The 24,996-nt window shown below is 62.4% G+C and carries 28 protein-coding genes; 14 read left to right on the top strand and 14 right to left on the bottom strand.

Annotated features, from left to right (window positions below; translation table 11 throughout):
• Position 1: 1 nt before the first annotated feature.
• Together purS and purC are read right to left on the bottom strand one after the other, a co-directional pair.
• A complete protein-coding gene (purS, locus tag AC0L3N_RS06785) occupies positions 2-244 on the bottom strand; it encodes a phosphoribosylformylglycinamidine synthase subunit PurS (RefSeq protein WP_473546804.1) in 243 nt (80 codons plus the stop codon).
• A 41-nt stretch (positions 245-285) separates the two neighbouring features.
• Positions 286-1,080 (bottom strand): phosphoribosylaminoimidazolesuccinocarboxamide synthase, encoded by a 795-nt coding sequence (gene purC, locus AC0L3N_RS06780; protein ID WP_023674725.1) that lies wholly within the window; start codon positions 1,078-1,080, stop codon positions 286-288.
• Between the two features lie 276 nt (positions 1,081-1,356).
• Between purC and AC0L3N_RS06775 the strand changes: the two genes are divergently transcribed.
• Together AC0L3N_RS06775 and AC0L3N_RS06770 are read left to right on the top strand one after the other, a co-directional pair.
• Positions 1,357-1,677: a DUF1476 domain-containing protein gene (locus AC0L3N_RS06775; RefSeq protein ID WP_473546547.1), complete on the top strand. Its 321-nt coding sequence runs from the start codon at positions 1,357-1,359 to the stop codon at positions 1,675-1,677.
• Between the two features lie 209 nt (positions 1,678-1,886).
• Positions 1,887-2,660: an HpcH/HpaI aldolase family protein gene (locus AC0L3N_RS06770; protein ID WP_473528263.1), complete on the top strand. Its 774-nt coding sequence runs from the start codon at positions 1,887-1,889 to the stop codon at positions 2,658-2,660.
• 94 nt (positions 2,661-2,754) lie between these two features.
• Here the strand turns inward: AC0L3N_RS06770 and AC0L3N_RS06765 are convergent, their stop codons facing one another.
• Positions 2,755-3,303 carry an RBBP9/YdeN family alpha/beta hydrolase gene (locus tag AC0L3N_RS06765; protein ID WP_473546545.1) on the bottom strand — a complete coding sequence of 183 codons (549 nt, stop codon included), beginning with the start codon at positions 3,301-3,303 and terminating at the stop codon, positions 2,755-2,757.
• 305 nt (positions 3,304-3,608) lie between these two features.
• On the opposite strand from AC0L3N_RS06765, the gene AC0L3N_RS06760 reads away from it, so the two are divergent.
• The gene (locus tag AC0L3N_RS06760) at positions 3,609-4,421 is read left to right on the top strand and encodes a VOC family protein (protein WP_473546543.1); all 813 of its coding nucleotides are present in this window, start codon (positions 3,609-3,611) and stop codon (positions 4,419-4,421) included.
• 208 nt (positions 4,422-4,629) lie between these two features.
• Here AC0L3N_RS06760 and purB read toward each other — a convergent pair whose 3' ends face one another.
• The 3 genes from purB to AC0L3N_RS06745 are packed head-to-tail and all read right to left on the bottom strand — an operon-like array spanning position 4,630 to position 7,224.
• Complete coding sequence (gene purB, locus AC0L3N_RS06755) at positions 4,630-5,937, bottom strand: adenylosuccinate lyase (protein WP_473546541.1); 1,308 nt, start codon at positions 5,935-5,937, stop codon at positions 4,630-4,632.
• A gap of 59 nt (positions 5,938-5,996) precedes the next feature.
• Positions 5,997-6,443: a hypothetical protein gene (locus tag AC0L3N_RS06750; protein ID WP_473546539.1), complete on the bottom strand. Its 447-nt coding sequence runs from the start codon at positions 6,441-6,443 to the stop codon at positions 5,997-5,999.
• A gap of 55 nt (positions 6,444-6,498) precedes the next feature.
• Positions 6,499-7,224, bottom strand: a complete 726-nt coding sequence (locus AC0L3N_RS06745; protein ID WP_123149978.1) for a DUF2259 domain-containing protein — start codon at positions 7,222-7,224, stop codon at positions 6,499-6,501.
• Positions 7,225-7,470: 246 nt separating this feature from the next.
• Here AC0L3N_RS06745 and AC0L3N_RS06740 point away from each other — a divergent pair, with 246 nt between their 5' ends.
• Entirely contained in the window at positions 7,471-7,725 is a 255-nt protein-coding gene (locus AC0L3N_RS06740) for a DUF2171 domain-containing protein (RefSeq protein ID WP_473546537.1), read from the top strand.
• A gap of 46 nt (positions 7,726-7,771) precedes the next feature.
• Here the strand turns inward: AC0L3N_RS06740 and AC0L3N_RS06735 are convergent, their stop codons facing one another.
• Positions 7,772-8,791, bottom strand: coding sequence for a P1 family peptidase (locus AC0L3N_RS06735; RefSeq protein WP_473546535.1), 1,020 nt, complete (start codon positions 8,789-8,791; stop codon positions 7,772-7,774).
• Positions 8,791-9,864 carry a branched-chain amino acid ABC transporter substrate-binding protein gene (locus tag AC0L3N_RS06730; RefSeq protein ID WP_473546533.1) on the bottom strand — a complete coding sequence of 358 codons (1,074 nt, stop codon included), beginning with the start codon at positions 9,862-9,864 and terminating at the stop codon, positions 8,791-8,793. Before AC0L3N_RS06730 ends, AC0L3N_RS06735 begins: the two co-directional genes overlap by 1 nt.
• A gap of 192 nt (positions 9,865-10,056) precedes the next feature.
• Here AC0L3N_RS06730 and AC0L3N_RS06725 point away from each other — a divergent pair, with 192 nt between their 5' ends.
• The 7 genes from AC0L3N_RS06725 (at position 10,057) to AC0L3N_RS06695 (ending at position 16,441) form a co-directional block, all read left to right on the top strand.
• Positions 10,057-10,551, top strand: a complete 495-nt coding sequence (locus AC0L3N_RS06725) for a flavin reductase (protein ID WP_123150093.1) — start codon at positions 10,057-10,059, stop codon at positions 10,549-10,551.
• A gap of 32 nt (positions 10,552-10,583) precedes the next feature.
• The gene (locus AC0L3N_RS06720) at positions 10,584-11,513 is read left to right on the top strand and encodes an AAA family ATPase (protein WP_123149974.1); all 930 of its coding nucleotides are present in this window, start codon (positions 10,584-10,586) and stop codon (positions 11,511-11,513) included.
• Between the two features lie 3 nt (positions 11,514-11,516).
• A complete protein-coding gene (locus AC0L3N_RS06715; protein ID WP_473546531.1) occupies positions 11,517-12,767 on the top strand; it encodes a vWA domain-containing protein in 1,251 nt (416 codons plus the stop codon).
• A 28-nt stretch (positions 12,768-12,795) separates the two neighbouring features.
• Positions 12,796-13,134: an XdhC family protein gene (locus AC0L3N_RS06710; protein ID WP_065008152.1), complete on the top strand. Its 339-nt coding sequence runs from the start codon at positions 12,796-12,798 to the stop codon at positions 13,132-13,134.
• Positions 13,135-13,221: 87 nt separating this feature from the next.
• Positions 13,222-13,926: an XdhC family protein gene (locus tag AC0L3N_RS06705; protein ID WP_473546529.1), complete on the top strand. Its 705-nt coding sequence runs from the start codon at positions 13,222-13,224 to the stop codon at positions 13,924-13,926.
• Positions 13,923-15,533 carry an NTP transferase domain-containing protein gene (locus AC0L3N_RS06700; protein ID WP_473546527.1) on the top strand — a complete coding sequence of 537 codons (1,611 nt, stop codon included), beginning with the start codon at positions 13,923-13,925 and terminating at the stop codon, positions 15,531-15,533. The genes AC0L3N_RS06705 and AC0L3N_RS06700 overlap by 4 nt, the downstream gene beginning before the upstream one ends.
• A 32-nt stretch (positions 15,534-15,565) precedes the next feature.
• Positions 15,566-16,441, top strand: coding sequence for an alpha/beta hydrolase (locus AC0L3N_RS06695; RefSeq protein ID WP_473546525.1), 876 nt, complete (start codon positions 15,566-15,568; stop codon positions 16,439-16,441).
• On the opposite strand, the gene AC0L3N_RS06690 is transcribed toward AC0L3N_RS06695, so the two are convergent.
• Entirely contained in the window at positions 16,438-17,487 is a 1,050-nt protein-coding gene (locus AC0L3N_RS06690) for a DUF1176 domain-containing protein (RefSeq protein WP_473546523.1), read from the bottom strand. The genes AC0L3N_RS06695 and AC0L3N_RS06690 overlap by 4 nt on opposite strands.
• 123 nt (positions 17,488-17,610) lie before the next feature.
• On the opposite strand from AC0L3N_RS06690, the gene AC0L3N_RS06685 reads away from it, so the two are divergent.
• Entirely contained in the window at positions 17,611-18,117 is a 507-nt protein-coding gene (locus AC0L3N_RS06685) for a DUF1993 domain-containing protein (protein ID WP_473546521.1), read from the top strand.
• 49 nt (positions 18,118-18,166) lie between these two features.
• Here AC0L3N_RS06685 and AC0L3N_RS06680 read toward each other — a convergent pair whose 3' ends face one another.
• Positions 18,167-18,331: a hypothetical protein gene (locus AC0L3N_RS06680; RefSeq protein ID WP_473546519.1), complete on the bottom strand. Its 165-nt coding sequence runs from the start codon at positions 18,329-18,331 to the stop codon at positions 18,167-18,169.
• 380 nt (positions 18,332-18,711) lie between these two features.
• Here AC0L3N_RS06680 and AC0L3N_RS06675 point away from each other — a divergent pair, with 380 nt between their 5' ends.
• Both AC0L3N_RS06675 and AC0L3N_RS06670 read left to right on the top strand, forming a co-directional pair.
• Positions 18,712-19,779: an aldo/keto reductase gene (locus AC0L3N_RS06675; RefSeq protein WP_473546517.1), complete on the top strand. Its 1,068-nt coding sequence runs from the start codon at positions 18,712-18,714 to the stop codon at positions 19,777-19,779.
• A gap of 60 nt (positions 19,780-19,839) precedes the next feature.
• The gene (locus tag AC0L3N_RS06670; protein WP_473546515.1) at positions 19,840-21,105 is read left to right on the top strand and encodes a cysteine desulfurase-like protein; all 1,266 of its coding nucleotides are present in this window, start codon (positions 19,840-19,842) and stop codon (positions 21,103-21,105) included.
• 7 nt (positions 21,106-21,112) lie between these two features.
• Here AC0L3N_RS06670 and AC0L3N_RS06665 read toward each other — a convergent pair whose 3' ends face one another.
• Genes AC0L3N_RS06665 through AC0L3N_RS06650 form a run of 4 tightly spaced genes read right to left on the bottom strand, consistent with a single transcriptional unit; the run spans position 21,113 to position 24,996 of the window.
• Positions 21,113-22,141, bottom strand: coding sequence for a histone deacetylase family protein (locus AC0L3N_RS06665; protein ID WP_473546513.1), 1,029 nt, complete (start codon positions 22,139-22,141; stop codon positions 21,113-21,115).
• The gene (locus AC0L3N_RS06660) at positions 22,138-22,656 is read right to left on the bottom strand and encodes a GNAT family N-acetyltransferase (protein WP_473546511.1); all 519 of its coding nucleotides are present in this window, start codon (positions 22,654-22,656) and stop codon (positions 22,138-22,140) included. Before AC0L3N_RS06660 ends, AC0L3N_RS06665 begins: the two co-directional genes overlap by 4 nt.
• A gap of 28 nt (positions 22,657-22,684) precedes the next feature.
• The gene (kce, locus tag AC0L3N_RS06655) at positions 22,685-23,614 is read right to left on the bottom strand and encodes a 3,5-dioxohexanoate:acetyl-CoA acetone transferase (RefSeq protein ID WP_473546509.1); all 930 of its coding nucleotides are present in this window, start codon (positions 23,612-23,614) and stop codon (positions 22,685-22,687) included.
• Between the two features lie 2 nt (positions 23,615-23,616).
• A complete protein-coding gene (locus tag AC0L3N_RS06650; protein ID WP_473546507.1) occupies positions 23,617-24,996 on the bottom strand; it encodes an aminotransferase family protein in 1,380 nt (459 codons plus the stop codon).

The following is a 24,996-nucleotide window of genomic DNA, read 5'->3' as shown; positions in this document are numbered from 1 at the left end:
CTCAGGTAATGGCCACACTATAGTTCTCAATCACCGTATTCGCCAGAAGCTTGTCGCACATGGCTTTAAGGTCGGCCTCGGCCTTGGACTTGTCGCTCTCCGCAAGTTCGACGTCGAAAACCTTGCCCTGCCGCACCTGGCCGACGCCGTCAAAGCCCATCCCGGACAGCGCATGTTCGATCGCCTTGCCTTGCGGGTCGAGCACGCCGTTCTTGAGGGTTACGGTAATGCGGGCCTTGATCACGCTGGACATGCTCCTGTTCGAAGTGTTGAGCGGCAAAAATCTCAGTGCGGCTTGCCTTTGACGCCATCGGTCGAGGCGACGAGCACCGGCCCGGCGGGGCGCGGCGGCTCGTTCTCGTTCATGATGCCAAGGCGGCGGGCGACTTCCTGATAGGCTTCGACGAGACCACCCATGTCGCGGCGGAAACGATCCTTGTCGAGCTTGTCCTGCGTCGCCACGTCCCACAGACGGCAGGAGTCCGGCGAGATCTCGTCGGCAACGACGATGCGCATCATGTCGCCTTCGAACAGCCGGCCGCATTCGATCTTGAAGTCGACGAGCTGGATGCCGACGCCCATGAACAGGCCTGAAAGGAAGTCGTTGACGCGGATGGCCAGCGCCATGACGTCGTCGATTTCCTGCGGGCTCGCCCAGCCGAAAGCGGTGATGTGCTCTTCAGACACCATCGGGTCGTCGAGCGCGTCGGCCTTGTAATAGAATTCGATGATCGAGCGCGGCAGCACGGTGCCTTCCTCGATGCCAAGACGCTTGGCCAGCGAACCGGCAGCGACATTGCGCACCACCACCTCGAGCGGGATGATCTCGACTTCCTTGATCAGCTGCTCGCGCATGTTGAGCCGGCGGATGAAGTGGGTCGGAATGCCCATCCGGTTGAGATGGTTGAAGATGTGCTCGGAAATGCGGTTGTTGAGCACGCCCTTGCCATCGACGATTTCGTGCTTCTTCTTGTTGAAAGCGGTCGCGTCGTCCTTGAAGAACTGGATCAGTGTTCCCGGCTCAGGTCCCTCATAGAGGATCTTGGCCTTGCCTTCATAAATGCGGCGGCGATTTTTCATCTGATCTTTTCTCTGGATTTCCGGGCAGGCGGCAAGCGACCAGTTCCTGTCCGTTTGCCTAAATTAGTGCGGCAGCGGTAGGGGTTCAATGCCGGTGTCTATCCCAATCGCACTGTTTGCTCAATCGGCAAATCCTTTCAATCACCGCTTTCCGGAATGAAATGCCGCAGCGCAGCAAGTGACGTACCATATTGACCGGCCCGCAGCCTTTTGGTTTGTGCTGCGGCAATACACATATTTCAACTGCCAACGAATCGGATTGACCGGAGGGATGCCATGAGCAGCATGAAAGATCGCGAGGAGGGCTTCGAGCGCAAATTCGTAATCGACGAGGAACTCCGGTTCAAGGCCTCGGCCCGCCGCAACAAGGCGCTCGGCCTGTGGGCCGCCGAAAAGCTCGGCAAGGCCGGGGCCGACGCCGAAGCCTATGCTAGCCAGGTAGTCCTCGCCGACATCGAGGAAGCCGGCGATCACGACGTTTTCCGCAAGATCCGCAAGGATTTCGACGAAGCCGGGGTCGTCCAGTCGGACCATCAGATTCGCCGCACCATGGACGATCTGATGGCGCTGGCAATCGAGCAGATCAAGAACACCTGATCGTTGCTCTGAGCCAATTGACTCACTGGACCAATCGACCGGCTGGTCTCTCCAGGCGGTTTTTCTTTGCCTTTGCGGTCGTTTCCGGCTGAACTGCATTAGAGCGACATGCATCCATTCGGACGCACAAAGTAGCTCTAAAATTTTGAGTCCTCGCATCGGCCTTTCTGATTTTTGGGCCGATGCGAGAGCGAATAAGGAAGGCGCCCATGTCCCTGAAGTCACGCCTTGCGGCCGATGAAACGTTGTGCACCGCATGGTCCGGCGTGCCTGATGCCCTGACGGTCGAGATTCTTGCCAGACAAGGTTTCGATGCCGTCACCCTCGATATGCAGCATGGCGGACATCACGAGGACAGCGTGCTGCGCGGCCTTGGGCCGGTTCTGGCCGCCAACAAACCGGCGCTGGTGCGCATTCCGGTCGGCCGCTTCGACATGGCCAGCCGCGCGCTCGATTTCGGCGCCGAGGCGGTGATTGCGCCGATGGTGAATTCGGTGGCGGACGCGCGGCTATTTGCCGCCGCCATGAAGTACCCGCCACTCGGCGAGCGCTCCTGGGGCCCGACTTATGCCTTTCCGCGTCATGGCAAGGGCGACTATGCCGACTGGCTGCGCGACAGCAACGAGCGCACCATGGCCTTCGCCATGGTCGAAACGCGCGCCGCCCTCGATGCGCTCGACGGCATCCTCGACACGCCGGGTATCGACGGCATCTTCCTTGGCCCATCGGATTTCTCGATTGCCTGGTCGAACGGCGCCGCCGTCAACTCGACGCTCGAAAGCATGATGGAAACCGTTGCCTCGATCGCCGAGCGGACACGCAAGGCAGGCAAGCATGCTGCAATCTACGTCATCGAGCCGGCCATCGCCGGCCGTGTGGTGTCGATGGGCTATCGGCTGCTGGCGATGGGTTCCGAGCATGCGCTGATCGGTCTGGGGGCAAAGACCCTGCTGAAGAGCGTGAGGGACTCGATCGGCCCCTAAAGCGCGTCGCAATGGAGGGATGTAACGCGCTTAAAGTCTTTGTTTTATGCATGTCGTTGTCCCAAAACCGCTTCGCACTTTTGGTCGACATGCACTAAAGGTCGGTCAGGAATTTCGCAAAAGTCATCGATCCTTCGGGCCATGGGCCGAAGCCGGAATCCGCATTGAGATGGCCAGCATCGCCGGCATCGATGAACAGCGAGCCCCAGGCGCCGGCAATGTCCTCGGCCACGTCGAACATGCAGAACGGATCGTTGCGGCTGGCGATCACCACCGAGGGAAATGCCAGCGGCTCGCGCGGGTAGGGACCGAAGGTCATCAGGTGCCTGGGTTTTATCTTGGGATTGGCGACGTCGGGCGGCGCCACGAAGAAGGCTCCGGCGACCGGACGCTGGAACTGCGGCATTGCCTGGACAACGGCGGCGACGCCGAGCGAATGCGCGACGATAACGACCGGTCGTTCTGCCTCGTTGACCGCCTTCGCCACGCTCGCCGTCCAGTCTTCGCGCACCGGCTTCGACCATTCCGCCTGCTCGACACGGCGCGCCGTCGACAATTTCGATTGCCAGCGGCTCTGCCAATGGTCGGGCCCGGAATTGGTGTAGCCCGGCACGATAAGAATGTCTGCATCCCTGACTTTCATGGCGCGCATGTAGCGAGGGACACGGTTTCGTGCAACCGTGCATGATCCCAAAAAATGTGAAGCGGTTTTTGGACAAGATCATGCGCAAAACAGGGTCTGATCGGTGCGATTGCTCACAAATAGTGAACACCATGTTCGCTTTTTGCCGTCTTGTGTGAACGATCGCGATCGACGATCTGTCATCGGGAAGAAACAGCCGTGTAAATGAGAACCCGGATTTGGACCTGACACGACGTACAATGGTAGGTGGCGCCGGGCTCCTGGCTTTTGGGATCTCGTCGAAGGCCGCCCAAACGGAGACTTTGATGAGCGAACTGCCTTTTGCCGCCACGACCCCGGTCAGCGTTGCCCGCGTCGGGTTACGCGCGCGGAATGCCGAAAGCCTGGCCGCTTACTATCGCAACGTCGTCGGTCTGCGGGAACTGAGCCGCGCCGGCGGCACGATCACGCTGGGCGCCGCCAATCGTCCCTTGCTCGACATCGAGGCGGATGCAGCGGCGAAGCCCGACGATCCGCGCAGCGCCGGCCTCTTCCACACAGCCTTCCTGCTGCCCAGCCGGACCGATCTCGGGCGCTGGATCAACCATGCCATCGCCAACAAGATCGGCATCGAAGGCGCATCGGACCATCTGGTCAGCGAGGCACTTTACCTGACCGATCCTGAAGGCAACGGCATAGAGATCTATGCCGACCGCCGCCATGAGGACTGGAAGTGGAATGGCGACAAGATAGCGATGGCGACCGAACGGCTGAATATTTCGTCGGTCGTCGCCGACGTGCCGGCCGGCGATGCCGGCTGGCATGGCATGCCGGACAACAGCATCATCGGCCACGTCCATCTGCGCGTCGGTCGCCCGGAAGACGCCGAGGCCTGGTGGCACCAGGAGTTCGGCTTCGACACGGTGGCGAAATATGGTAGCGCGGCGGTATTCCTGTCGTCAGGCGGCTACCACCACCACATCGGCGCCAATTCGTGGCAGAGCGCCGGCGCCGGCCGGCGCGATCCTTCCCGGTCCGGCCTGGCCTGGGTCGAAATGCGTTCCGATAATGTGACTGAGGCAACCACCCGCGAGGATCCATGGGGAACGGTGATCAGGACCGTTTCCGGCAAGGCTTGATCTTCGAACCTGATGGTGCGCGCTGAGCAGGTGAAGGCTGCGCTAGGCTGGAGCACCCACTCATCCGTCTCGGCGCCGCGCGCCGATCCACCTTCTCCCACAACAAGGGGAGAAGGGCGAGCCTGGCGTTTGCGCCTCGGCAAATCTCGCAGTTTGATGGTTGGCGGCAAGGTCGATGCCGTCTAGGACCGGTCAAATCCGCGCGACCTCACGCTTCCCCGAACACACGCTTGAAGATCGTGTCGACATGCTTGGTATGATAGCCAAGGTCGAATTTTTCACGAATCTCGGCTTCGGGCAAGGCTGCGGTGACCTCTTTGTCAGCCAAAAGTTCCTCAAGGAAATCAGCGCCTTGCTCCCACACTTTCATGGCGTTTCTCTGCACCAGCCGGTAGGCGTCCTCACGGCTGACACCGGCCTGGGTCAGCGCCAGTAGCACACGCTGCGAATGCACGAGGCCGCGGAACTTGTTCATGTTCTTCAGCATGTTGTCGGGATAGACGAGCAACCCGTCGATGACACTGGTCAGCCGCGACAGTGCGAAATCGAGCGTCACGGTCGCATCCGGGCCGATCATGCGCTCGACCGACGAATGCGAGATATCGCGCTCGTGCCAGAGCGCCACGTTCTCCATCGCCGGTAGCGCGAAGGAACGCACCATGCGCGCAAGCCCGGTGAGGTTTTCGGTAAGCACCGGGTTACGCTTGTGCGGCATCGCCGACGAGCCTTTCTGTCCGGGCGAAAAATACTCTTCCGCCTCCAGCACCTCGGTGCGCTGCAGATGGCGGATCTCGATCGCCAGCCGTTCGATCGACGATGCGATGACACCGAGTGTCGCGAAGAACATCGCGTGGCGGTCGCGCGGGATCACCTGCGTCGACACCGGCTCCGGCTTCAATCCGAGTTTCTTCGCCACATGCTCTTCGACATAGGGATCGATGTTGGCGAAGGTGCCGACAGCACCTGATATGGCGCACGTCGCAATATCCTCACGCGCGTGCACCAGTCGCTCGCGGCAGCGCGAGAATTCGGCATAGGCCTGTGCCAGCTTGACGCCGAAGGTGGTCGGCTCGGCATGGATGCCGTGGCTGCGGCCGATGGTGATTGTGTCCTTGTGTTCGAAAGCGCGGCGCTTGAGCGCCGCAAGCAGGTCGTCGATGTCGGCCAGAAGGATGTCGCTGGCGCGGGTGAGCTGCGCGGCAAAGCAGGTGTCGAGAACGTCCGAGGAGGTCATGCCCTGATGGATGAAGCGGGCATCCGGCCCGACGAATTCGCTGAGATGGGTGAGGAAGGCGATGACGTCGTGCTTGGTCACGCGCTCGATCTCGTCGATGGCCTCGACGTCGAATTTCGCGGCCCCGCCCTTTTCCCAGATGGTCTTGGCGGCCTCCTTCGGGATCACGCCGAGCTCGGCCAGGGCGTCGCAAGCGTAGGCCTCGATCTCGAACCAGATGCGGAACCGGGTTTCGGGCGACCAGATGGCCACCATTTCCGGCCGGGAGTAGCGAGGAATCATCCGTCAGTCCTGACTTGCGAGGGCATTCGCCCGCGTCCTAACAGAGCCGGACAAAATGCTCAACGCTGCTGCCGCGCAAACCAGATGCTGGCGAGAGCGAGCGCGATGAAACCGAGCGGAAAATAAAGCCGGATGCCTAGAACGATGAATTGATACAACGCAGTCGCCATTGTGTGCACGAACTGGATGGCCCAGGCGATGGTCAGTGCGGGTTCATGCCACTGGGCATAGTAGGAACGGTATTGCAGCGCAAAGAGCCCACCGGTGAGGCCGATCGTAGTGGCAAGAAGGCAGACAAACGCGGCCGCCAAGGGCCGCGCGCCGCGGTTTGCGGCACCCTGCTGTGGGCCGCAGCGATGGGCGCCAGCGCGCTTGCCAATCTGCTGTTGGACGACTGGGAGACTCCGGCAAAGATCCGCTTCGTCTCGTTGCTCTATGCGGCCGGCGGTGCGCTCGCTTTTCCGGTTGGCCTGTTCCTGGCGCGGCTCGTCTCGCTCGGACGGCATTGGCAAGTTGCCTTGCCGATACGATCCAGTCGGTTGTGTATGGCGGCGAGCGGCGTCACAGCCGGCCGGTTACCGCGATCCAGCGATAGTCCGGCCCTTCGAATCCGTACTGGCGTACCGCGATCAGCACGGCATAGGCGCTGAGGCCCTGCATGGAAAATGTCTGCACCGCGCCGATCCGATAGCCGTTCGGGCAGCCTCTGCTCTTAGGGATCGACTTGTCTTCGTGCAGGAGCTCAGTCTTGCCGCCGTCTTTCGCCTCGATGCGCAGCAAACGAAAGCCGTTGATCTCGCCGAGGCTCTGGCAGGCTTCCGTGTCGTTCATACCGATCTCGTCGAGCCGGAACTCGAGCGGATCATCGACCGGCGAAAAGATCGGCCGCGGGTTGACCACCATGCGGAACGGATCGGCCGAAAGTTCGGTCACCGGGTTGAAGCCGGCGGTGATGCCGCGATTCGCGGTCAATTCCGCCTGCTTGATGATAGCTTCGCCTTTCTGCCGAGCTGCAAGGCGCGCCGCGTCGAGCGTTGCGTTCTCGTTGTCAAGCCGCACCCTGATCGGCGTGCCCTTGAGAAAACTGTCGTCGGCCGTGTCGATATAATAGCGATTGGCATAGGGGAATCCCGACCCGTCCTGGACACCATATTCCTCGAAGGCGAAGATGCCGCCATCCCCAGTGAAGCCGAGGATTTCAAGCTCGGCGACATCGCCGGCATGCGCGGCGAGCGAGATTGCAAACTGGGCAAGGAGGGAAACGGCAAACAGGGCAAGAATTCGCATCGGATTTCCGTTTGAGCAGCCAGCGTTGTTTCGACCACTATCACGACATCGTCAAAACGTCGTGCCCTCTGAGACGCGAACCCGATGCATCCAATCGCGCTGTCATTTGTTTATGTTGGCAGCTTCACCGCATCGGCCCGAAAAATCGGAATCGATTGTCGGAAAGCTCGATGCGTTGATTTAAAGTGTTTAGAGCGTCCTTTGCGCGTCCAAAAGGACGCGCGGCGCTCTTATGGAGAACCCATAATGATCGATGCAGCCAGCATTCGCGAACATATGGAAGTGATCGGCGCCGACGGCGTCCATGTCGGCACCGTCGACAAAGTTGAGGGACAACGAATCAAGCTGACCAAGCGCGACAGCGGCGAGGGCTCTCACAGGGGGCATCACCACTTCATTCCGCTCAGCCTCGTAGCCGAAGTCGAGGGCCAGAAAGTGCGGCTGTCGGCAAATTCGGATGTTGCGGTCACATTCGAGGAAGAGAAATCCGACCCCACCTGATCACGGCCAATAATTACGGCCCCATTTTGATTACGGCAGCGCGCATTCAGCGCGACGACCAGACCGGAAACAGGTCGCCATCGGCTGGCGTCGCGGCAAAGACGCCGCGGCTGATGGCGCGCGCCATGGTGACGCCGGCCGCTGCGTAGAGGTCGATGGCGTCATTGGGCGCGAGCTCGATACCGCTCTTGCCGGTCGCCAGCGCGAAAACCAGATCCCCGTCGGCCGGCGTGTGTGTCGGCCAAATGGCGCGCACGAAGCCGTCATGCGCTGATATCGCCAGGCGTTTGGCGGCGGCCTTGGTGAGGACGGCGTCCGTGGCGATGATGGCGATGGTCGTGTTGCCGCCGATCTTCGTCCGTTTCCCGATATGCTTGTCGCGAAACTTCAGCAGGATCGTTTTCGCGTCCTCCGGCATCGGCGAGGGATAGCCAAGCCCGCCGAACTCGTCGCCGATCTCGAAGGGCGCTGCCCAGAAGTGGCGGGTTTGGGCGATCGTCACCGAGCCGGTCGGATTGACGGCGGCGAGCGCGCCGATGGTGACGCCGCTGTCGAGCACCGTCGAGGCCGATCCGAGGCCGCCCTTCAGGCCGGAACTCAACGCACCACTGCCCGCGCCGACAGTGCCGAGCGGAAAATCGATGCCGACTGCCTGTACCGCCTCATAGCCGAGATCGCGATAGGGCGGATACCGGCCCCAGTCCTTGTCGCCGCCATTGCGCAGGTCGAACAGGATCGCCGCCGGCACGATCGGCACGCGAAAGCCGCCGACCTCGACACCGATGCCCCTTTCACGCAGTGCCGCCTGTACGCCGGAGGCGGCGTCAAGACCGAAGGCCGAACCGCCCGAAAGCACCACAGCATGGATCGCCTCGATTGAATTGTGCGGCTCGAGCAGGTCGGTCTCGCGGGTGCCTGGCGCACCGCCCAGGATCTGGACACCGGCCACCGCCGGTTCGTCGCAGACGATGGTGGTCACCCCGGACTTCAGCCTCACATCGGAAGCGTTGCCGACGCGCAGGCCGGCGACATCGGTGATGAGATTGCGCGGCCCTGTCCGAAACATTATTTGGCCTCCGCCGGCACGAAATATGCGCCGTCGAAACGGAAGACCCGATAGAGGTTCTCGGTCAAGTCGCCCTTGCCGTCAAAGCGGATGGGTCCGATCGCGGTGCTGAAGTCATGCGCGGTAAGCGCATCGGCCAATGGCTTGCCGGAGGTTTCCGCCAGCGCGGTCGCCGCTTCGGCGATCTCGACCGCCGCAAAGGCCGGCAGCGTGTAGCCGTCCGGCACGATCTTTTGCGCGGCAAAGCTGTCGAGCACCTTGGAGTCGGCGACATCATCCCATTCGGGCGGCGCGATCATCAGCGTGCCCCTGGCATAAGCCACGTCGCCGGGCGGTGTGCGCAGCGCTTCGCCGCCGGCAAAGGTGATGCCGGCATCGAGCTGGCCGGCGTCGCGACCCATGATGGCGATGTCGTCACCGTCGCCGCCGGCGAAGACATGCGTTGCGCCGGCTTTCCTCAGCCGCCCGATCAGCCCGATCTGGTTGTCGAGCTGCGGCCGGAATGTGTCGACGAACACCGGTTTCAGCGCCGCCTGCTCGGCTGCCGCCCGAAGCGTCTCGGCGATTTCGCGGCCGTAGATAGTGCCGTCGTCGACGATGGCGAACAGTTCGTTCTGCCATTGGCGAGTGAGGATGGAGGCGACTGCGTTGCGCTCGTCGTCGCCGCGCGGCCCGAGACGAAAGATCGGCCAGCCGGTTTTGGCGCGCCGGTCGGTCAGGCTTTCGATGCGCACGCCGACGGTGATGACCGGTATGTTGGCGTCCTTCAGGATCGGCAGTGCCGCCTCGATCGCCTCGGTGCAGAGGAAGCCGACGACCACGCCGACTTTCGCCGCAGCGAATTCCCTCGCTGCGGCAGCCCCACCATCGGCCGTGCAGGCGTCATCAACAACCTTGAGTTGAGCACCGTTCGCCTCTGCCGCCAGGCCAGCGCCCGCCTCGATCTGCTTGCCGAGGATCGCCGACGGCCCGGACAGTGGTGCTGCGACGCCGACCAGCAGCGTCTCAGCGTTCGCATCACCGGCGAGAGACAGCCAGGCCAGCACCGCTATTGTCGTTGTCCTGGGTCGCATGCGAGCGAAAGAATTCCTCTGCACCGGTCGCGTGTTTGCCGGAGCCACTTCCTGCCAAGACCTAAAGGCTGGTCAGCTTTCACGCAACACGCGAAATTCAAGATGCATGTCAACCACTTCGCTTGTGGCATGCAATATGCCGCCATATATAACGGTTCGGTTCACCTCGCTTCAAACCAATGGAAATCGCCGGTGCTGAAGAAGAACGACATAGGGCCGCAGGCCTATCGCGACGCGATGAGCCATTTTGCCGGCCACGTCCATGTGGTTACCACCGACGGTCCCGCCGGCAGGCGCGGTGCGACTGTCATTGCAGCCTGTTCGGTCTCGGACACGCCGCCGACCATCCTGGTCTGCCTCAATTGCGAAAATCCCAAGAATGAGCCGTTCGTGAAGAATGGCAGGTTCGCCTTGAACACGCTGGCTTCGGACCAGGAGGCGCTGTCGGTCGGCTTTTCCGGCCTCACAGGTCTGCCCGTCGAGGAACGTTTCGCGTTGGGCGATTGGGACGTGATCTCGACCGGTGCGCCGACGCTGAAGGGCGCGCTCGCCGTGTTCGACTGCGAACTGATCGACACCAAGGATCTGGCCACCCACCGTGTGCTTTTTGGCAAGGTGACAGGCCTGCGCACCGGCGATAATTTGCGGCCGCTGATCTATCACGACCGCGGCTATCACGCTCTGTAGAGGCCCTGGATGGCTGCACCAACGGAGAGAGAATGACCGAGTTGAAACCACGCCCGGCGCCGCCGACGATCGACGAGACGCTCGATCTGCTGACCGGTGCGGACTATATGGCGGATCGGTCACTGGCGACCGTGCTGTTCTTATCGCTGCGCATGAAGCGGCCGCTGTTCCTTGAGGGCGAGGCCGGCGTCGGCAAGACCGAGATCGCCAAGGTGCTGGCGCAAGCGCTCGGCCGCCGGCTGATCCGCCTGCAATGCTATGAAGGCCTCGACGTCTCGTCCGCCGTCTACGAGTGGAACTACGCCGCGCAGATGATCGAGATCCGCATGGAAGAAGCGGCCGGCAAGGTCGACCGCTCCGACATGGAGCGCAACGTCTTTTCCGAAAAATACCTGATCCGCCGCCCGGTGCTCGACGCACTGACCGGCAAGGCGGGCGCCGCCCCGGTTTTTCTGATCGACGAGCTCGACCGCACCGACGAGGCCTTCGAGGCATTCCTCCTCGAAATTCTCTCCGACTTCCAGGTGACGGTGCCCGAACTCGGCACGATCAAGGCGCAGGAACCGCCGATCGTCATCATCACCACCAACCGCACCCGCGAGATCCATGACGCGCTGAAGCGCCGCTGCCTCTATCACTGGGTCGACTACCCGAATGCCGAGCGCGAGCTGGAGATCGTGCGCAGAAAAGTACCGCAGGCCAACAGCCGGCTGTCGGCAGAGGTGGTTTCGTTCATCCAGAAGCTGCGCCAGATCGAGCTGTTCAAGGTGCCGGGGGTTGCCGAGACCATCGACTGGGCAGGCGCGCTGACCGAACTCGACAAGGTGGCGCTCGATCCGGAAACCGTTTCCGACACGATCGGCGTGCTGTTGAAATACCAGGACGACATTGCCCGTATAGAACAGGGCGAAGGCCGGCGCATCCTCAACGAGGTGAAGGCCGAGCTTTCGGCGGCGGAGTAGGCGATGGCAACGCCGCGTCCCGAACCGAAAGAGGCCACGCCCGATGGGAGGATCGCCGATAACATCGTCTATTTCGCCCGCACCCTACGCAAGGCCGGCATGCGGGTCGGCCCGGCCTCGGTAAAAGATGCGATCGAGGCGGTGCTGGCCGCCGGTATCGGCTCTCGCGACGATTTCTACTGGACGCTGCACGCCGTACTGGTGTCGCGGCACGAGGATCACCCTACCTTCGACGAGACTTTCCGGCTGTTCTGGAAATCGCACGAGCTGATCGAAAAGATGCTGGCGATGTTTTCGCCAGTTGCGCCGAACAGTCGTGAGAAGCAAAAGCCGCGGGCTGCGGAAAACCGCGTCAGCCAGGCAATGTTCGAGGGCCACCAGAAGAAACAGCCGGTGCAGGAAATCCCCGAGATCGAGGTCGACGCTCGCTTCACGTTTTCCGGGAACGAGGTGCTGAGGGGCAAGGATTTTGCCCAGATGAACGCCGCCGAGATGACTGACGCCAAGAAGGCGATCGCCGAGTTGCGGCTGCCCTTCGACATGGTCAGTACACGGCGTTTCAAATCCAACGCGCATGGCCGACGTATCGATCCGCGCGCCATGATGCGCTCGGCCGCGCGGACAGGCGGCGAACTGATCCTGCCGAAATTCCGGTCGCCGCGCGAGGTTCACCCGCCGCTGGTCGTGCTTGCCGATATTTCCGGTTCGATGAGCCAGTACACGCGCATTTTCCTGCATTTCCTGCATGCGCTGACGGAAAAGCGCCGGCGCGTGCACGCCTTCGTCTTCGGCACCAGGCTGACAAACCTGACGCGGCAGATGCGCCATCGCGATCCTGACGCGGCACTCGCCGATTGTTCGGCGGCGGTGATGGACTGGTCGGGCGGCACCCGCATCGGCGATACGCTGGCCGAATTCAACCGGTTGTGGTCGCGGCGTGTGCTGGCGCAGGGCGCGGTCGTTCTCCTGATCACCGACGGGCTGGAGCGTGACGACGTTGCCGGCCTGTCGGAGGAAATGGAGCGCCTGCACAAATCCAGCCGGCGGCTGATCTGGCTGAACCCGCTGCTGCGCTTCGGCGGCTTCGAGGCGCGCGCCCGCGGCGTCAAGGCGATGCTGCCGCATGTTGACGAATTCCGCTCGGTGCACAATCTCGACGCGCTCGCCGATCTCTGCGCGTCGCTGGACAAGAATTCGGCGTCCTCCGTCGACCCACGCCGATGGATTGAGGGTGGCGCGAGAAGCGCTGCATAGCCATATGTTTTCTCCGGGAGAAACGGTGATGGAAAACAGCATTTATCTCGATGAGGCGCGCGATCCGCTGATCATCGCTGAAGGCTGGATGAAAGACGGCAAGGATGTCGCCATTGCTACCGTGGTCGAGACCTGGGGCTCGGCGCCGCGCCCGGTCGGCAGCCATCTTGTCATCGACGCGGAAGGCAATTTCCACGGCTCCGTCTCTGGCGGCTGCGTCGAAGGCGCGGTGGTCACCGAGGCGATCGATGTCATCGACAGCGGCAAGGCAAAGATGCTGGAATTCGGCGTTGCCGATGAAACCGCATGGCAGGTCGGCCTGTCCTGCGGCGGCCGCATCAAAGTCTATGTCGAGCGGTTGGGTTAGAAGCATGATCCCGAACCAAAGGTCCGCGTCAGCGAAAAGTGGGAACCGGTTTTCGGACAAGATCATGCTCAAGCAAGAGATCTTTTGATGGATCCATATGCGCTGAAAACGCTGAACGTCGAACGCCGCGCCCGCCGCGCGGCGATCTTGGTCACCGATCTCGGCGACGGCCGCGACCGCATCGTGCGCGAGGGCGATCAGGTCGCCGGCGAATTGGGCGCTGCGATCGCCAAGGCGTTTCGGTCAGGCAATTCGGGCTCGGTCGAGGCGGAAGGGCGAACGTTCTTTCTCAACGCCCACCTGCCGCAGCCGCGCCTGATGGTGATCGGCGCCGTCCATATCAGCCAGGCACTGGCGCCGATGGCCAAGATCGCCGGCTATCCCGTCGAGATCGTCGATCCGCGCACGGCCTTCGCCACATCAGACCGCTTTCCCGATGTCGCACTGCATGCCGAATGGCCAGAGGATGTGCTTTCGCGCCAGCCGCTCGACAGCTATACGGCGTTGGCAGCCGTCACCCATGATCCGAAGATCGATGACTTCGCGCTGAAGGCGGCGCTCGACGCCAACTGCTTCTATGTCGGGGCGCTTGGCAGCCGCAAGACCCATGGTAAGCGCGTCGAGCGCCTGCTGGCATTGGGCGCGACCGCCGACCAGATCGCCCGCATCCACGCACCAATCGGCCTCGACATTGGCGCCGCGAGCCCGGCCGAGATCGCCGTCGCGGTGCTGGCGCAGGCGATCCAGGCGTTTCGCTCACGTGGCCTCGAAGCCAAGGACGCCGCGGCGTGAAGTTCGGCTCGATCCCGATCGACGCTGCCGAAGGCGCGGTGCTGGCGCACGCCACCGCCGCCGGAGAACGGCGCTTTCGCAAGGCACACAAGCTGAGCGCTGACGATGTGTCTTTGCTCAAGGCGGCGGGGATTTCGGAGGTCGTCGCAGCGGTCTTGGCTTCGGATGATCTCAGTGAGGACGCTGCCGCCGAAAAAATCGCCGAAAGCATGATCCATCGCAACATCGAGGCGAAGGCCGCCGCGACCGGCCGGGTTAATCTCCACGCTCAGGCGGCCGGCATCTTCACCGTCGACGCGGCGATGATCGACGCCATCAACGCCGTTGATCCGACGATCACCATCGCCACCTTGGCGCAGCACGCGCCGGTTGAGAAGGGCCAGATGGTTGCAACGGTGAAGATCATTCCCTTCGCGGTCAGCTCCATGCTGGTCGATTCGGTGGCGAGGATCTGCGCCGGCGGCGAGATCTTTGCCGTCAATGTCTATCAGCCGGTCCGTGTCGGCGTCATCCAGACGGTTCTGCCCGGCATCAAGCAGAGCGTGCTCGACAAGACGTTGCGTGTCACCGAAGCCCGCTTGGCGCGCTCGGGCGGCCGGCTGACGGCGGAGCGCCGCACGCCGCACGAAGTTGGCACCGTTGCGGAGGCTGCGGCCTCGCTGGCGCGCGATAACGACATGGTGGTGATCTTCGGCGCCTCGGCGATGAGCGATTTTGGCGACGTCGTCCCGGCGGCGATCGAGAAGGCCGGCGGCATCGTCATCCGCGCCGGCATGCCTGTCGATCCCGGCAATCTGTTGGTGCTCGGCACGCTTGGCGGCAAGCGCATCATCGGCGCACCGGGCTGCGCCCGCAGCCCCAAGGAGAACGGCTTCGACTGGGTTCTTGACCGGTTGATCGCCGGCCTCGACGTGACGGCCAAGGATATCGCCGGCATGGGTGTCGGCGGCCTGTTGATGGAAATCCCGACGCGGCCACAGCCGCGCGAGCCGCTGCCGGCCAGAGCCGAGTTGAAGGTCGATGTCGTGCTGCTGGCCGCCGGCCGCTCCAGCCGCATGGGCGGCCCGAACAAGCTGCTGGCGCTGTTCGACGGCAAGCCGCTGGTCCGCCGCACCGCCGAGCGCGCGCTCGGCTCGAAAGCCTCTGATACAATCGTCGTCACCGGCCATCAGCGCGAGCGCGTGCGGAAAGCGCTGTCGGGCCTGGACATCACCTTCGCCGACAATCCGGATTTCGCTGACGGCCTGTCTTCGTCGCTGAAGGCCGGCATCGCGAAAGTTGCCGGCGACGCTGCCGGTGCCATGATCGTGCTTGGCGACATGCCCGGCGTCGCGTCAGCCGATCTCGACAGGCTGATCGATGCATTCCGCAAATCCGAGGGCCGATCGGTCGTGCGCGCCTCGCATGAGGGAAAGCGAGGCAACCCGGTGCTGTTGCCGCGCTCACTGTTTGCGGCGATCGCTCATCTCGAAGGCGATACCGGCGCGCGCCATCTGGTCGAGGCCGAAGGGCTCGATGTCGTCGATGTCGAGATCGGCAAGGGTGCGTCGATCGATGTCGACACACGTGAGGCGCTGGAAGGCGCCGGCGGCGTGCTGCAGGATTGACAAACCGAGGCCGAAAAACGCATCCCTGAGGGATGGCTCTCCGTTTACCGCTTCTGACCTTGATTTTTCTTTTGTTTTCGGGTTTGGCGTACGGTCAAACGCTGTCGCTAAAGCCCTTCAAGGACGATCTGTTCGCCTATCCGGCCATCCTCTCTTCCGAGGGCGCCTATACTGTCGTCGACTATCGCGAGCTGCGCGATATCAACGCTCGCGACAAGGTGCCGGAGCGCCGCGCGCAGGCGCAGTATATCGACACCGGTGTACGCAAGGTGCAGCAGGATCTGCTGCTGAAGACCGACGCCGGCAATATCCGCCACGTCGCCGTCGGTCGCACGCAAGGTGCTGCCATCATCGTGCTCTATTTGCACGGGCGGGGCGGCAGCCGTAAGCAGGGCGTCGACGATTTCACCTTCGGTGGCAATTTCAACCGCATCAAGAACCTGATGGCCGGCAATGGCGGCCTCTATCTGTCACCGGACTTTTCCGATTTCGGCGACACAGGTGCTGCCCAAATCGCCGCGCTGATCGGCCACTATGCCGAACGGTCGCCGGACGCGAAGATCTTCGTTGCCTGCGGCTCGATGGGCGGCGCACTGTGCTGGAAGCTTGCCGCCCGCAAGAATACGGGCGGCCGCATCGACGGGCTGCTGCTGCTCGGTTCGCTGTGGGATGAAAGTTTCTTCTCGAGCCCGGCCTTCAAGCGCCGTGTTCCGGTCTTCTTTGGTCAGGGCAGCAAGGACCCGGTGTTTCCAGTCGAGAAACAGGAAGCCTTCTTTCGTTCGATCCTGACCAAATCGAAAACCTATCCGGCCCGCTTTGTCCGCTTCGAGACGGGCACGCACGGTACGCCGATCCGCATGACCGACTGGCGCGGCACGCTCAACTGGATGCTGTCGAAGGCTCCTTAAGGCGCGGTGTTGTAGTCCACCACCGTCTGCGGGTTGATCTCGCCGTCATAGGAGGCATCAACATCATACTGCACCAGCGAGAAATTGCCGTTGCGAAACAGATAGGTCCCGACTGACGAGGCATCGCCGACGCCGCGCCACTTGTTGAGCGATGAGATCGTCTTGGTGGCGTCGTCATATTCGGAATTGACCAGTTGATCATCGGTCTGGAAGCCGACGACGTTGATCGCCTCGACCTTGCCTTCGCTATCGTTGTTCTCATAGTGGATATCGAGTTCCGGCGAGGCGAACTGCAGCTGCCGGACACCCGATACGTCGTCGTAGACATAGTAGACGGCACTCTCATTGTAGGCAGCCATCGAGCAGAAGAAGCGGAACAGCCGCGTCTCGCGTTCGGGCTCATCGGCCTCGGTGTCCGCATCCTTGTAGCGGAGGGAGTAGGCGTCCGGCTCTGCCAAGGGTTCGCCACCAGGCATTTCCTTGTCGCATTGTTCGCCATAGGTGGCCGCAAACGCCTTCTTGGCCTGCTCCAGCGCCGCATCCTTCTTCGGCGGTGGTGGTCCGTCGCCGCAGCTTGCAGGCACGGCGTCCTCGAAATCGGCCTTGGACGGTTTCAGCGCGCCCTTGTCGATGAAGATCGGGCGAAATGGCGGTTCCTGGATCTGGGCGTTGACCTGGCGCAACGTATAGCAACCGGCAAAGACGTTTTCGCTGCCGCCCTTGGCTGTCGCCCGGATGGCGACCGGAACATTGTAATAGATGCTGCCGGCAGCACCGTCTTCGGACACGCCACCGGTTTTGACTTCGACGGCGTCGGTGCCGTCATAGCCTTTGACGAAGGCGCCGAAATCCTTGGCCGGCTTGGTGTCGCCGAAATAGTCCCAGGCGCGCGCGAATTCTTGCCGGTTGATGGCGCTGTAGAACGAGCGGATGACCGCTTCGGCGTCCGACCTGTCGTCGACATAAGGCGCTTCGGCGGCGAGCACTGGCTGGCCTGTCACGGCAAGGGAGAAAAAAGCGGTCGCTGCAAAAAGGGCGCTTCTCATCGGGAATCTCCACCGGATGGGAAATCCTATCATACCGATTGCGGCGACGTGGTGACGCTTGAAGAATCGCCCGCGGAGGCGCTAGGTCCCGCCGTCGGCGTTCCCGCAGGATAGGAGATTCACGTGACCATATCGATGTACGAAGCGTCCGTTCCGGTGTTTTCGGCCAGGTTGAAGGCGCTATCCAACGTGCTGAACATCGCCGAGCAGAATGCGCTCGACCGCAAGATCGATCCGCATGTGTTTTTGACGTCGAGGCTGGCGCCGGACATGTACGCGTTGACCAGGCAGGTGCAGATCGCCACCGACCACGCCAAGGGCGCGCCATCGCGGCTTGCCGGCCGCGAGGTGCCGAAATACGAGGACAGCGAGGCGAGCTTTGCCGATCTCCAGGCGCGCATCGCCAAGACCGTCGACCATCTGGCGACATTTTCGGCTGCCGATATGGACGGCTCCGATGACAGAATGATCGAGCTGAAGCTTGGCCAGCGCGAGTTTTCGATGGCCGGCATGCAGTATCTGCTGCATCTCGCCATGCCCAATTTCTATTTCCACGTGACCACCGCCTACGACATCCTGCGCCACAATGGCGTGCCGCTGAGCAAGGCGATTTTCATGGGATCGCGTTGAAGAATGGCGAGGAGATATCCCGGTCGAGCCGGGATATCCGTACGACTGACTAACGTGAGGGCATTTCGCGAGCGACGCGCGGAAAATCGGCTGGTTTGATGCCGATGTCGGCACGGTCGGCATTGCTCATCGAATGAAGCAGCGCCAGAGCCGCGCGGTAGCGCAGATGTTCCTGCGGACGCGGACGGGCGAACATTTCAGTGAGGAAACCCATGATTCAAGCCCCTGGTTGGTCCTCCCCGAGTCGCAATATAGGCAAATCATGACAATTGTGCAGTGCAGCATTTGCATGGCAGCCATGCTGCACAGGTTTTTTTGATTACAGTCGACTTGACGGTGAAACTTCCGGCGCGGGCGGACCGTATAGCTGAACGCCGGCACAGGGCCGGTTTTTCCTCGCCATTCCTGGCGAAATTCCGGACTGCATGAAAAATGCAGTCCGGCTTTTTGTTGGCTGCCACGTAGTCCCTGGCTGGACTTCACGGAAAAGTCGCCGACGATTGGCGGCGGGCTTGGAGACAGCCCTCGCATTCCTGTATGCTGCGGCTTCCTCCCCGCGCAGCCGCGCAAAACCTTCCCGCCGGAGAAAGTTCCATGCACAAACGCCGCCTCGGTCGGACCGATCTTCTTGTTTCCCAGATCTGCTTGGGATCGATGACCTGGGGCCAGCAGAACACCGAAGCGGACGGCCACGCCCAGATGGACCTGGCCTTTTCGCGGGGCGTCAATTTCATCGACACTGCCGAGCTCTACCCGATCCCGCCCAAGGCGGAGACGCAAGGCTGGACCGAGAAGATCATCGGCAGCTGGATGAAAACGAGGGGCAACCGCGATCAGGTCATCCTCGCCTCGAAAGTGGTTGGCCGCACCGCCAACACATGGTTCCGCGGCGGGCGCCCGTCGAAGCTGGTGCGCGCCGACATCTTCGATGCCGTCGAGAAATCGCTGACCAGGCTCAATACCGACTATCTCGATCTCTATCAGATCCATTGGCCGGAGCGCGCCGTGCCGTGGGGCGCCAATCCGAACCGCGTCGGTGCCGTAGCGCTGCGGGCCGATTCCGTCGGCGCGCCGGCCGGCGAGACGCCAATCACCGAGACACTCGCCGTCTTCGACGAACTGGTGAAGGCTGGAAAAATCCGCCATTTCGGCCTGTCGAACGAGAGTTCCTGGGGCGTCATGCGGTTCATCGCCGAAGCCGACAAGGGCCTCGGTCCGCGCCTGGTGTCGCTGCAGAACGCCTATAATTTCGTCAATCGCGGCTTCGAGGTGAACCTTACCGAAGTCTGCGAGCGCGAACAGGTTTCCCTGCTCGCCTATTCGCCGCTGGGACAAGGCTATCTAACCGGAAAGTACGACCATGGCGCACGGCCGCTGGGTTCGCGCTCTCAGCTTTTCAACCGCGGCCAGCGCTACGAGACGCCCAACGCCGCGGAGGCGCAGCTCGAGTATAACGAGCTGGCGCGCTCTTTCGGCATGGAGCCGGCATTGTTTGCCAACGCCTATGTCGCGAGCCGGCCCTTCGTCACTTCGAGCATCATCGGCGCGACGACCCTTTCGCAGCTCGACATGGCGCTGTCTTCTGCCGATGTCGTCTGGACCGAGGATATGCAGAAGGCGGTCGATGCAATCCACCAGCGTGTCGGCAACCCGTGTCCGTGAGCTGCTTTCCGGCGCTGTAATGTGTGATTGCCAAACGATTACAGTAGGGAGGGAGAAAAAGTGAATTTTCCGATTGAGGTCGTGCGCGAGAAATTTCCGGCACTTTCGCTGACCGACAGGGGCCGTCGCCGCATCTATCTCGACAGCCCTGCCGGCACGCAGGTGCCGCTGGCGGTTGCCGACGCGGTGTCACGCTGCCTGCTGACCACAAACGCCAATCTCGGCGGCTTCTTCGAAACCACGATCGCGGCGCAACAGATCGTCGACGACGCCCATGCGGCGATGGCCGATTTCCTGGGTGCTGCAAGCCCGCAGGAAATCATCATCGGCGCCAACATGACGACGCTGACCTATCACATGTCGCGCACGCTCGGCCGCACGATGAAACCGGGCGACGAAATCATCCTCACCCGCATGGACCACGAAGGCAACATATCGCCGTGGCTGCAGCTGGCCGAAGACCTTGGCCTTGTCGTGCGCTGGCTGCCTTTCGACGAGCAGAGCTGGCAGATCGAGGAGGCGGCGCTTGCCGCGCTGCTCACCGACAGGACCCGGCTCGTCGCTTTGAACTACGCCAGCAATCTGACCGGCTCGATCAACCGAGTGAAGGCGCTGACGCGCATTGCCAAGCAGGCCGGCGCGCTGATCTATGTCGACGCCGTGCAGTTCGCGCCGCACGGCCTGATCGACGTCAGGGATCTCGGCTGCGATTTCCTGATCTGCTCGGCCTATAAATTCTTCGGCCCGCACATGGGCATCCTATGGGGCAGGCTTGACGTCATCGACGCCCTGAAACCGTATAAATGCCGCTGTTCGTCCAATGCTCTGCCGGAGCGGTTCGAACTCGGCACGCCGCAGATCGAGTTGATGGCCGGACTGACGGCAGCGGTCGATTATTTTGCGGAGCTGGGCGCGGCGGCAGGCGATGGCAGTTCGCGCCGCGCCAGGATCGCCAAGGCGTTCGAAACATCAATAGCTTACGAAAACCCGTTGGCGCAAAGGTTGATCAACGGGCTTTCGGCTATTTCAGGCCTGACTATCCACGGCATCACCGATCCGGCGCGTGTCGGGGAGCGCGTGCCGACGGTTTCTTTCACGGTCGACGGCATCGTACCGGAGACGATTGTGCGGCATATGAATGCGGAAAACATCTTCCTGTGGTCCGGCCACAACTACGCCTGGGAGATCGTCCACCAACTCGGCATTCCAGCCGAGCATGGCGTCGTGCGCATCGGCATCGCCCACTATAACACGGCGGCCGAAATCGACGAGACGCTGGAGAGCGTGCATCGCGTGATCGCCATGCTGAGACAAGAGCGAGCCTGATCCGCAATCAGCGTTTTCCGCCGTCGAACCCGGTGAGGAACGCAGTAAGGTTGTCGCCGAGTTCGTCGCAGAGATAGCCGCCTTCCTGGACGATTACCGTCGGCAGGCCGCGACCGGCGATAGCCTCGCCGATGCGCGAGAAGCCCTGCGTCGTCAGCGATAGTCCGCCGAACGGATCGCCCTCGAAGGCGTCGAGGCCGAGCGCCACGACTAGCGCTTCCGGCGCAAAGGCGCGGATGCGCTGGAACGCCACGTCGAGTGCTTCTAGGAACGCGGCATCGCCGGATTTGCGCGCCAGCGGCAGGTTGAAATTGTAGCCGAGACCAGGCCCTTCGCCGCGTTCGTCTGCATGACCCCAGAAGAACGGATAGAAGCGCACGGGATCGGCATGCAGCGAGACGGTGAGCACGTCCGCCCTCGCATAGAAAATGCCTTGCGTGCCGTTGCCGTGATGCAGGTCGACGTCGAGGATCGCCACCCGCGCAGCTTGCTTGCGAAGCGTCTGTGCCGCGACCGCCGAATTGTTGATGAAGCAGAAGCCGCCGGCGACATCAGCAAAGGCGTGATGGCCGGGAGGACGGCAGAGCGCATAGGCAGCCGGTGCGCCCGACATCACGCCCTCAGCGGCCTCGATCGCGCTCCAGGCGCTCCACAGCGCGCTCCGCCACGTCTCGCCGGAGATTGGGCAAGCGGTGTCGGCCATGTGGTAGCCGGCCTGGCCGACCGCCGAGGCCGGATAGGAGCCGTCCCGCGCGATCGGATGGATGTTGGGGATCACTTCGGCCGAAGCGCCTTCGATGCGCTGCCAGCGCGCAAAGATGTGCTCGAGAAAATCGAGATATTCGGGCGTATGCACCGCGGCAACCGGACCAAGCCCGTGATCTCTCGGCCGTTCGATCGTGCAGCCGGCGGCTTTTGCGCCGGCGAGCAGCCGTTCGACGCGTTCCGGTTTTTCCGGATTGGGTTTCTGGGCGCCGCTGGAGAGGAACGCCTTGGGATCGTGGCGCTTCTGTTCTTCGGCATAAAAGGCTTTCATCTTGGCTCCTCATCATCGGGCGCATCGGCGAAGGCAAAGAAAGCGTCGCCGACGATCTTCTGCACCTGCTCGTAGCTCGACCAGGCAATGCCCAGCCTTTCGTAGAAGGCCTTGGCGGTTTCATTGTCGGTATCGACGGACAGTCTGAGGTAGACGCCGCCGTCCTTCCGACACTCTCGCGCGACACGCCGCAGCAGGCGTTCGCCGATCTTTCGGCCGCGAAACCGGTCTTCGACATAGAGGTCCTGCACATACACACCGGGCCGCCCCATCCAAGTCGAGAAGATCGGGAAATGCAGGCAGAGGCCGGCGAACTCGCCGCCGACTTCCGCAATCAGCGTCGAGAAGGCAGGTCTTTCACCAAAGCCATAGGTGCGAAGATCGTCGGCTGTTGAGGTGATCTCCTGATGTGCGCCGATATGCGTGCCAAGCCGCAGGATCGCGGCATGGATCGTTTCGGCGTCCTCGACGGTGCCGGGCCGGATGAGAACATCATTGCGTACTGGATTGGTCAACTTGCAAGCATCTCAGGCCAAAACCATCTCAGAATGACACCCTATCGCCGCCCTTGAGCGCCAGCATCTGCCGCGCCTCGGTGGGCGTGGCGACGTCCAGCGACAGCCCGGCGAGCACGCCGCGGATACGGCGCACCTGATCGGCATTGGACTTTGCCAGCTGGCGGCCGTCGTAAAGGCTGTCCTCCAGCCCGACGCGGACATTGCCGCCCATCGCCGCCGCAATCGAGATCATTGGCATCTGGTGGCGCCCGGCGGCCAGCACCGAAAACTGGTAGCTGTCGCCGAACAGTTTGTCGGCAATACGCTTCATATGGACCAAATTGTCGGGATCGGCGCCGATACCGCCCAGTATGCCGAACACGAACTGAATGAACAGAGGTTCCGACACCAGCCCCCGGTCGCGAAAATGCGCCAGCGAATAGAGGTGGCCGACATCGTAGCATTCGAATTCGAAGCGTGTGCCGCAGCCCTTTCCAAGTCTTTCGAGCACAGTCTCCATGTCGGCAAAGGTGTTCTTGAAGATCGTGTCGCGTGTCGCTTCCAGCAGCTTGGGCTCCCACTCATGCTGCCACTCCCTTGGTCGGTCGAGCATCGGGAACAGCGCGAAATTCATCGAACCCATGTTGAGCGAGCACATTTCGGGCTCGGCCCTTAGCGGTGCGGCCAGCCGCTGGTCGAGCGTCATCAGCGACGAGCCGCCGGTGGTGATGTTGATCACCGCGTCGGTCGCCTGCTTGATGCGCGGCAGGAACTGCATGAACACATCAGGATCGGCGGTCGGCCGCCCGTCCTTCGGATCACGGGCGTGAAGATGCAGGATCGAGGCGCCGGCTTCGGCGGCGGCAATAGCCTCTGCGGCGATCTGGTCCGGCGTCACCGGTAGGTGCGGCGACATTGACGGCGTGTGCACCGACCCGGTGACGGCGCAGGTGATGATGACTTTTCGTGGCGCCATTTTCAGCCTTCGACCGGCAGGTCGAGCTCGCCGGCCAGCATCTGCAGCGAGTCGCCGATGATGGCGACGATCTCGCCGACCTGTTCCTTGGTGACGATCATCGGCGGCGCCACCATGAAATTGTCGCCGTCGACACCACCCTTGACCTTTCGCCCATAGATGATCAGGCCGCGTTCATAGGCGAGGTCGAGCAGGCGCTGGGTGGCTTCCTTCGTCGGTGCGATCGGCCTCAGCGTATCGGGGTCGGCGACCATCTCGGCACCCAGGAGCAGGCCCTTGCCACGTACGTCGGCGATAAACGGAAACCGCTTGGCCAATCCCTTCAACTTGGTCATCAAAAGGTCGCCCATGTCAGCCGCATTGGCGATCAGGCCGAGACGGTCCATCTCGCCGAGCACGGCGAGCCCTGCGGCGCAGGCGAGCGGATTGCCGGCGTAGGTATGGCCATGCTGGAAGCCGCCGGACGCGAGCAGCGGCTGCACCAGCCGCATCGGTGCGGCCAGCGCGCCGAGCGGCGCATAGCCCGAGCCCAGCCCCTTCGACAGCGCGACGATGTCGGGCTTGCAGTTCCAATGGTCGCCACCGAGGAACTTTCCGGTGCGGCCCGCACCGCTCATCACTTCGTCATGGATGAGCAGGATGCCGTAGCGATCGCAGATTTCGCGGATGCGCGGATAGTAGCTGTCCGGCGCCACCAGCGCCGCTGTGGCAGCGCCGCCGACCGGCTCCATGATGAAGGCGAGGACGCTTTCCGGCCCCTCGGCGAGGATCTTCTCCTCCAGCATGTCGGCGTAGCGGACGCCGCGCTGTTCCATCGAGAGATTGTCGCGGTCGCGCCAGGCGGCCGGCGCCGGCACCGTCGGCATGACCTGCATCATCGGTGTGAAGGTTTCGGCCAAGGCGTCGTCGCCGGTGACGGACAGCGAACCAAGCGTGCCGCCATGATAGGAGGGAAAGCGCGTGATCACCTTCCAGCGCCTGGGCTGGCCTGTCGCCACTGCCCACTGCCTGGCGAGCTTGATGCAGGATTCCGTCGCTTCCGAGCCGCCCGAGACAAAGAAGATCCGGTCCAAGCCTTCGGGCAGTTTTCCGGCTAATTCCCGTGCCAGGTCCTCGGCCGGCTCGTTCTCGAAATGCAGCCGGTAGGCGAAGGTGGCGCGATCCATCTGCCGCTTCATCGCATCGAGCACGTTGCGGTTGGAATGACCGATATTGGCGACCATCGGTCCGCTCGATCCGTCGATGAAGCGACGGCCATCCTGCGTCCAGATGTAGATACCTTCGGCGCGATCGACCAGCGGCCTGCGCAAGCTGGACAAATAGAACAGATGCGACGGCGGGCGCGTCTCGGTGTCCGGGGCAGGGGTCTGGGACTTCAGCAT

It is taken from the genome of Mesorhizobium sp. WSM4807 (assembly GCF_055811615.1).
This window is presented reverse-complemented; position numbering and strand designations above follow the sequence as displayed.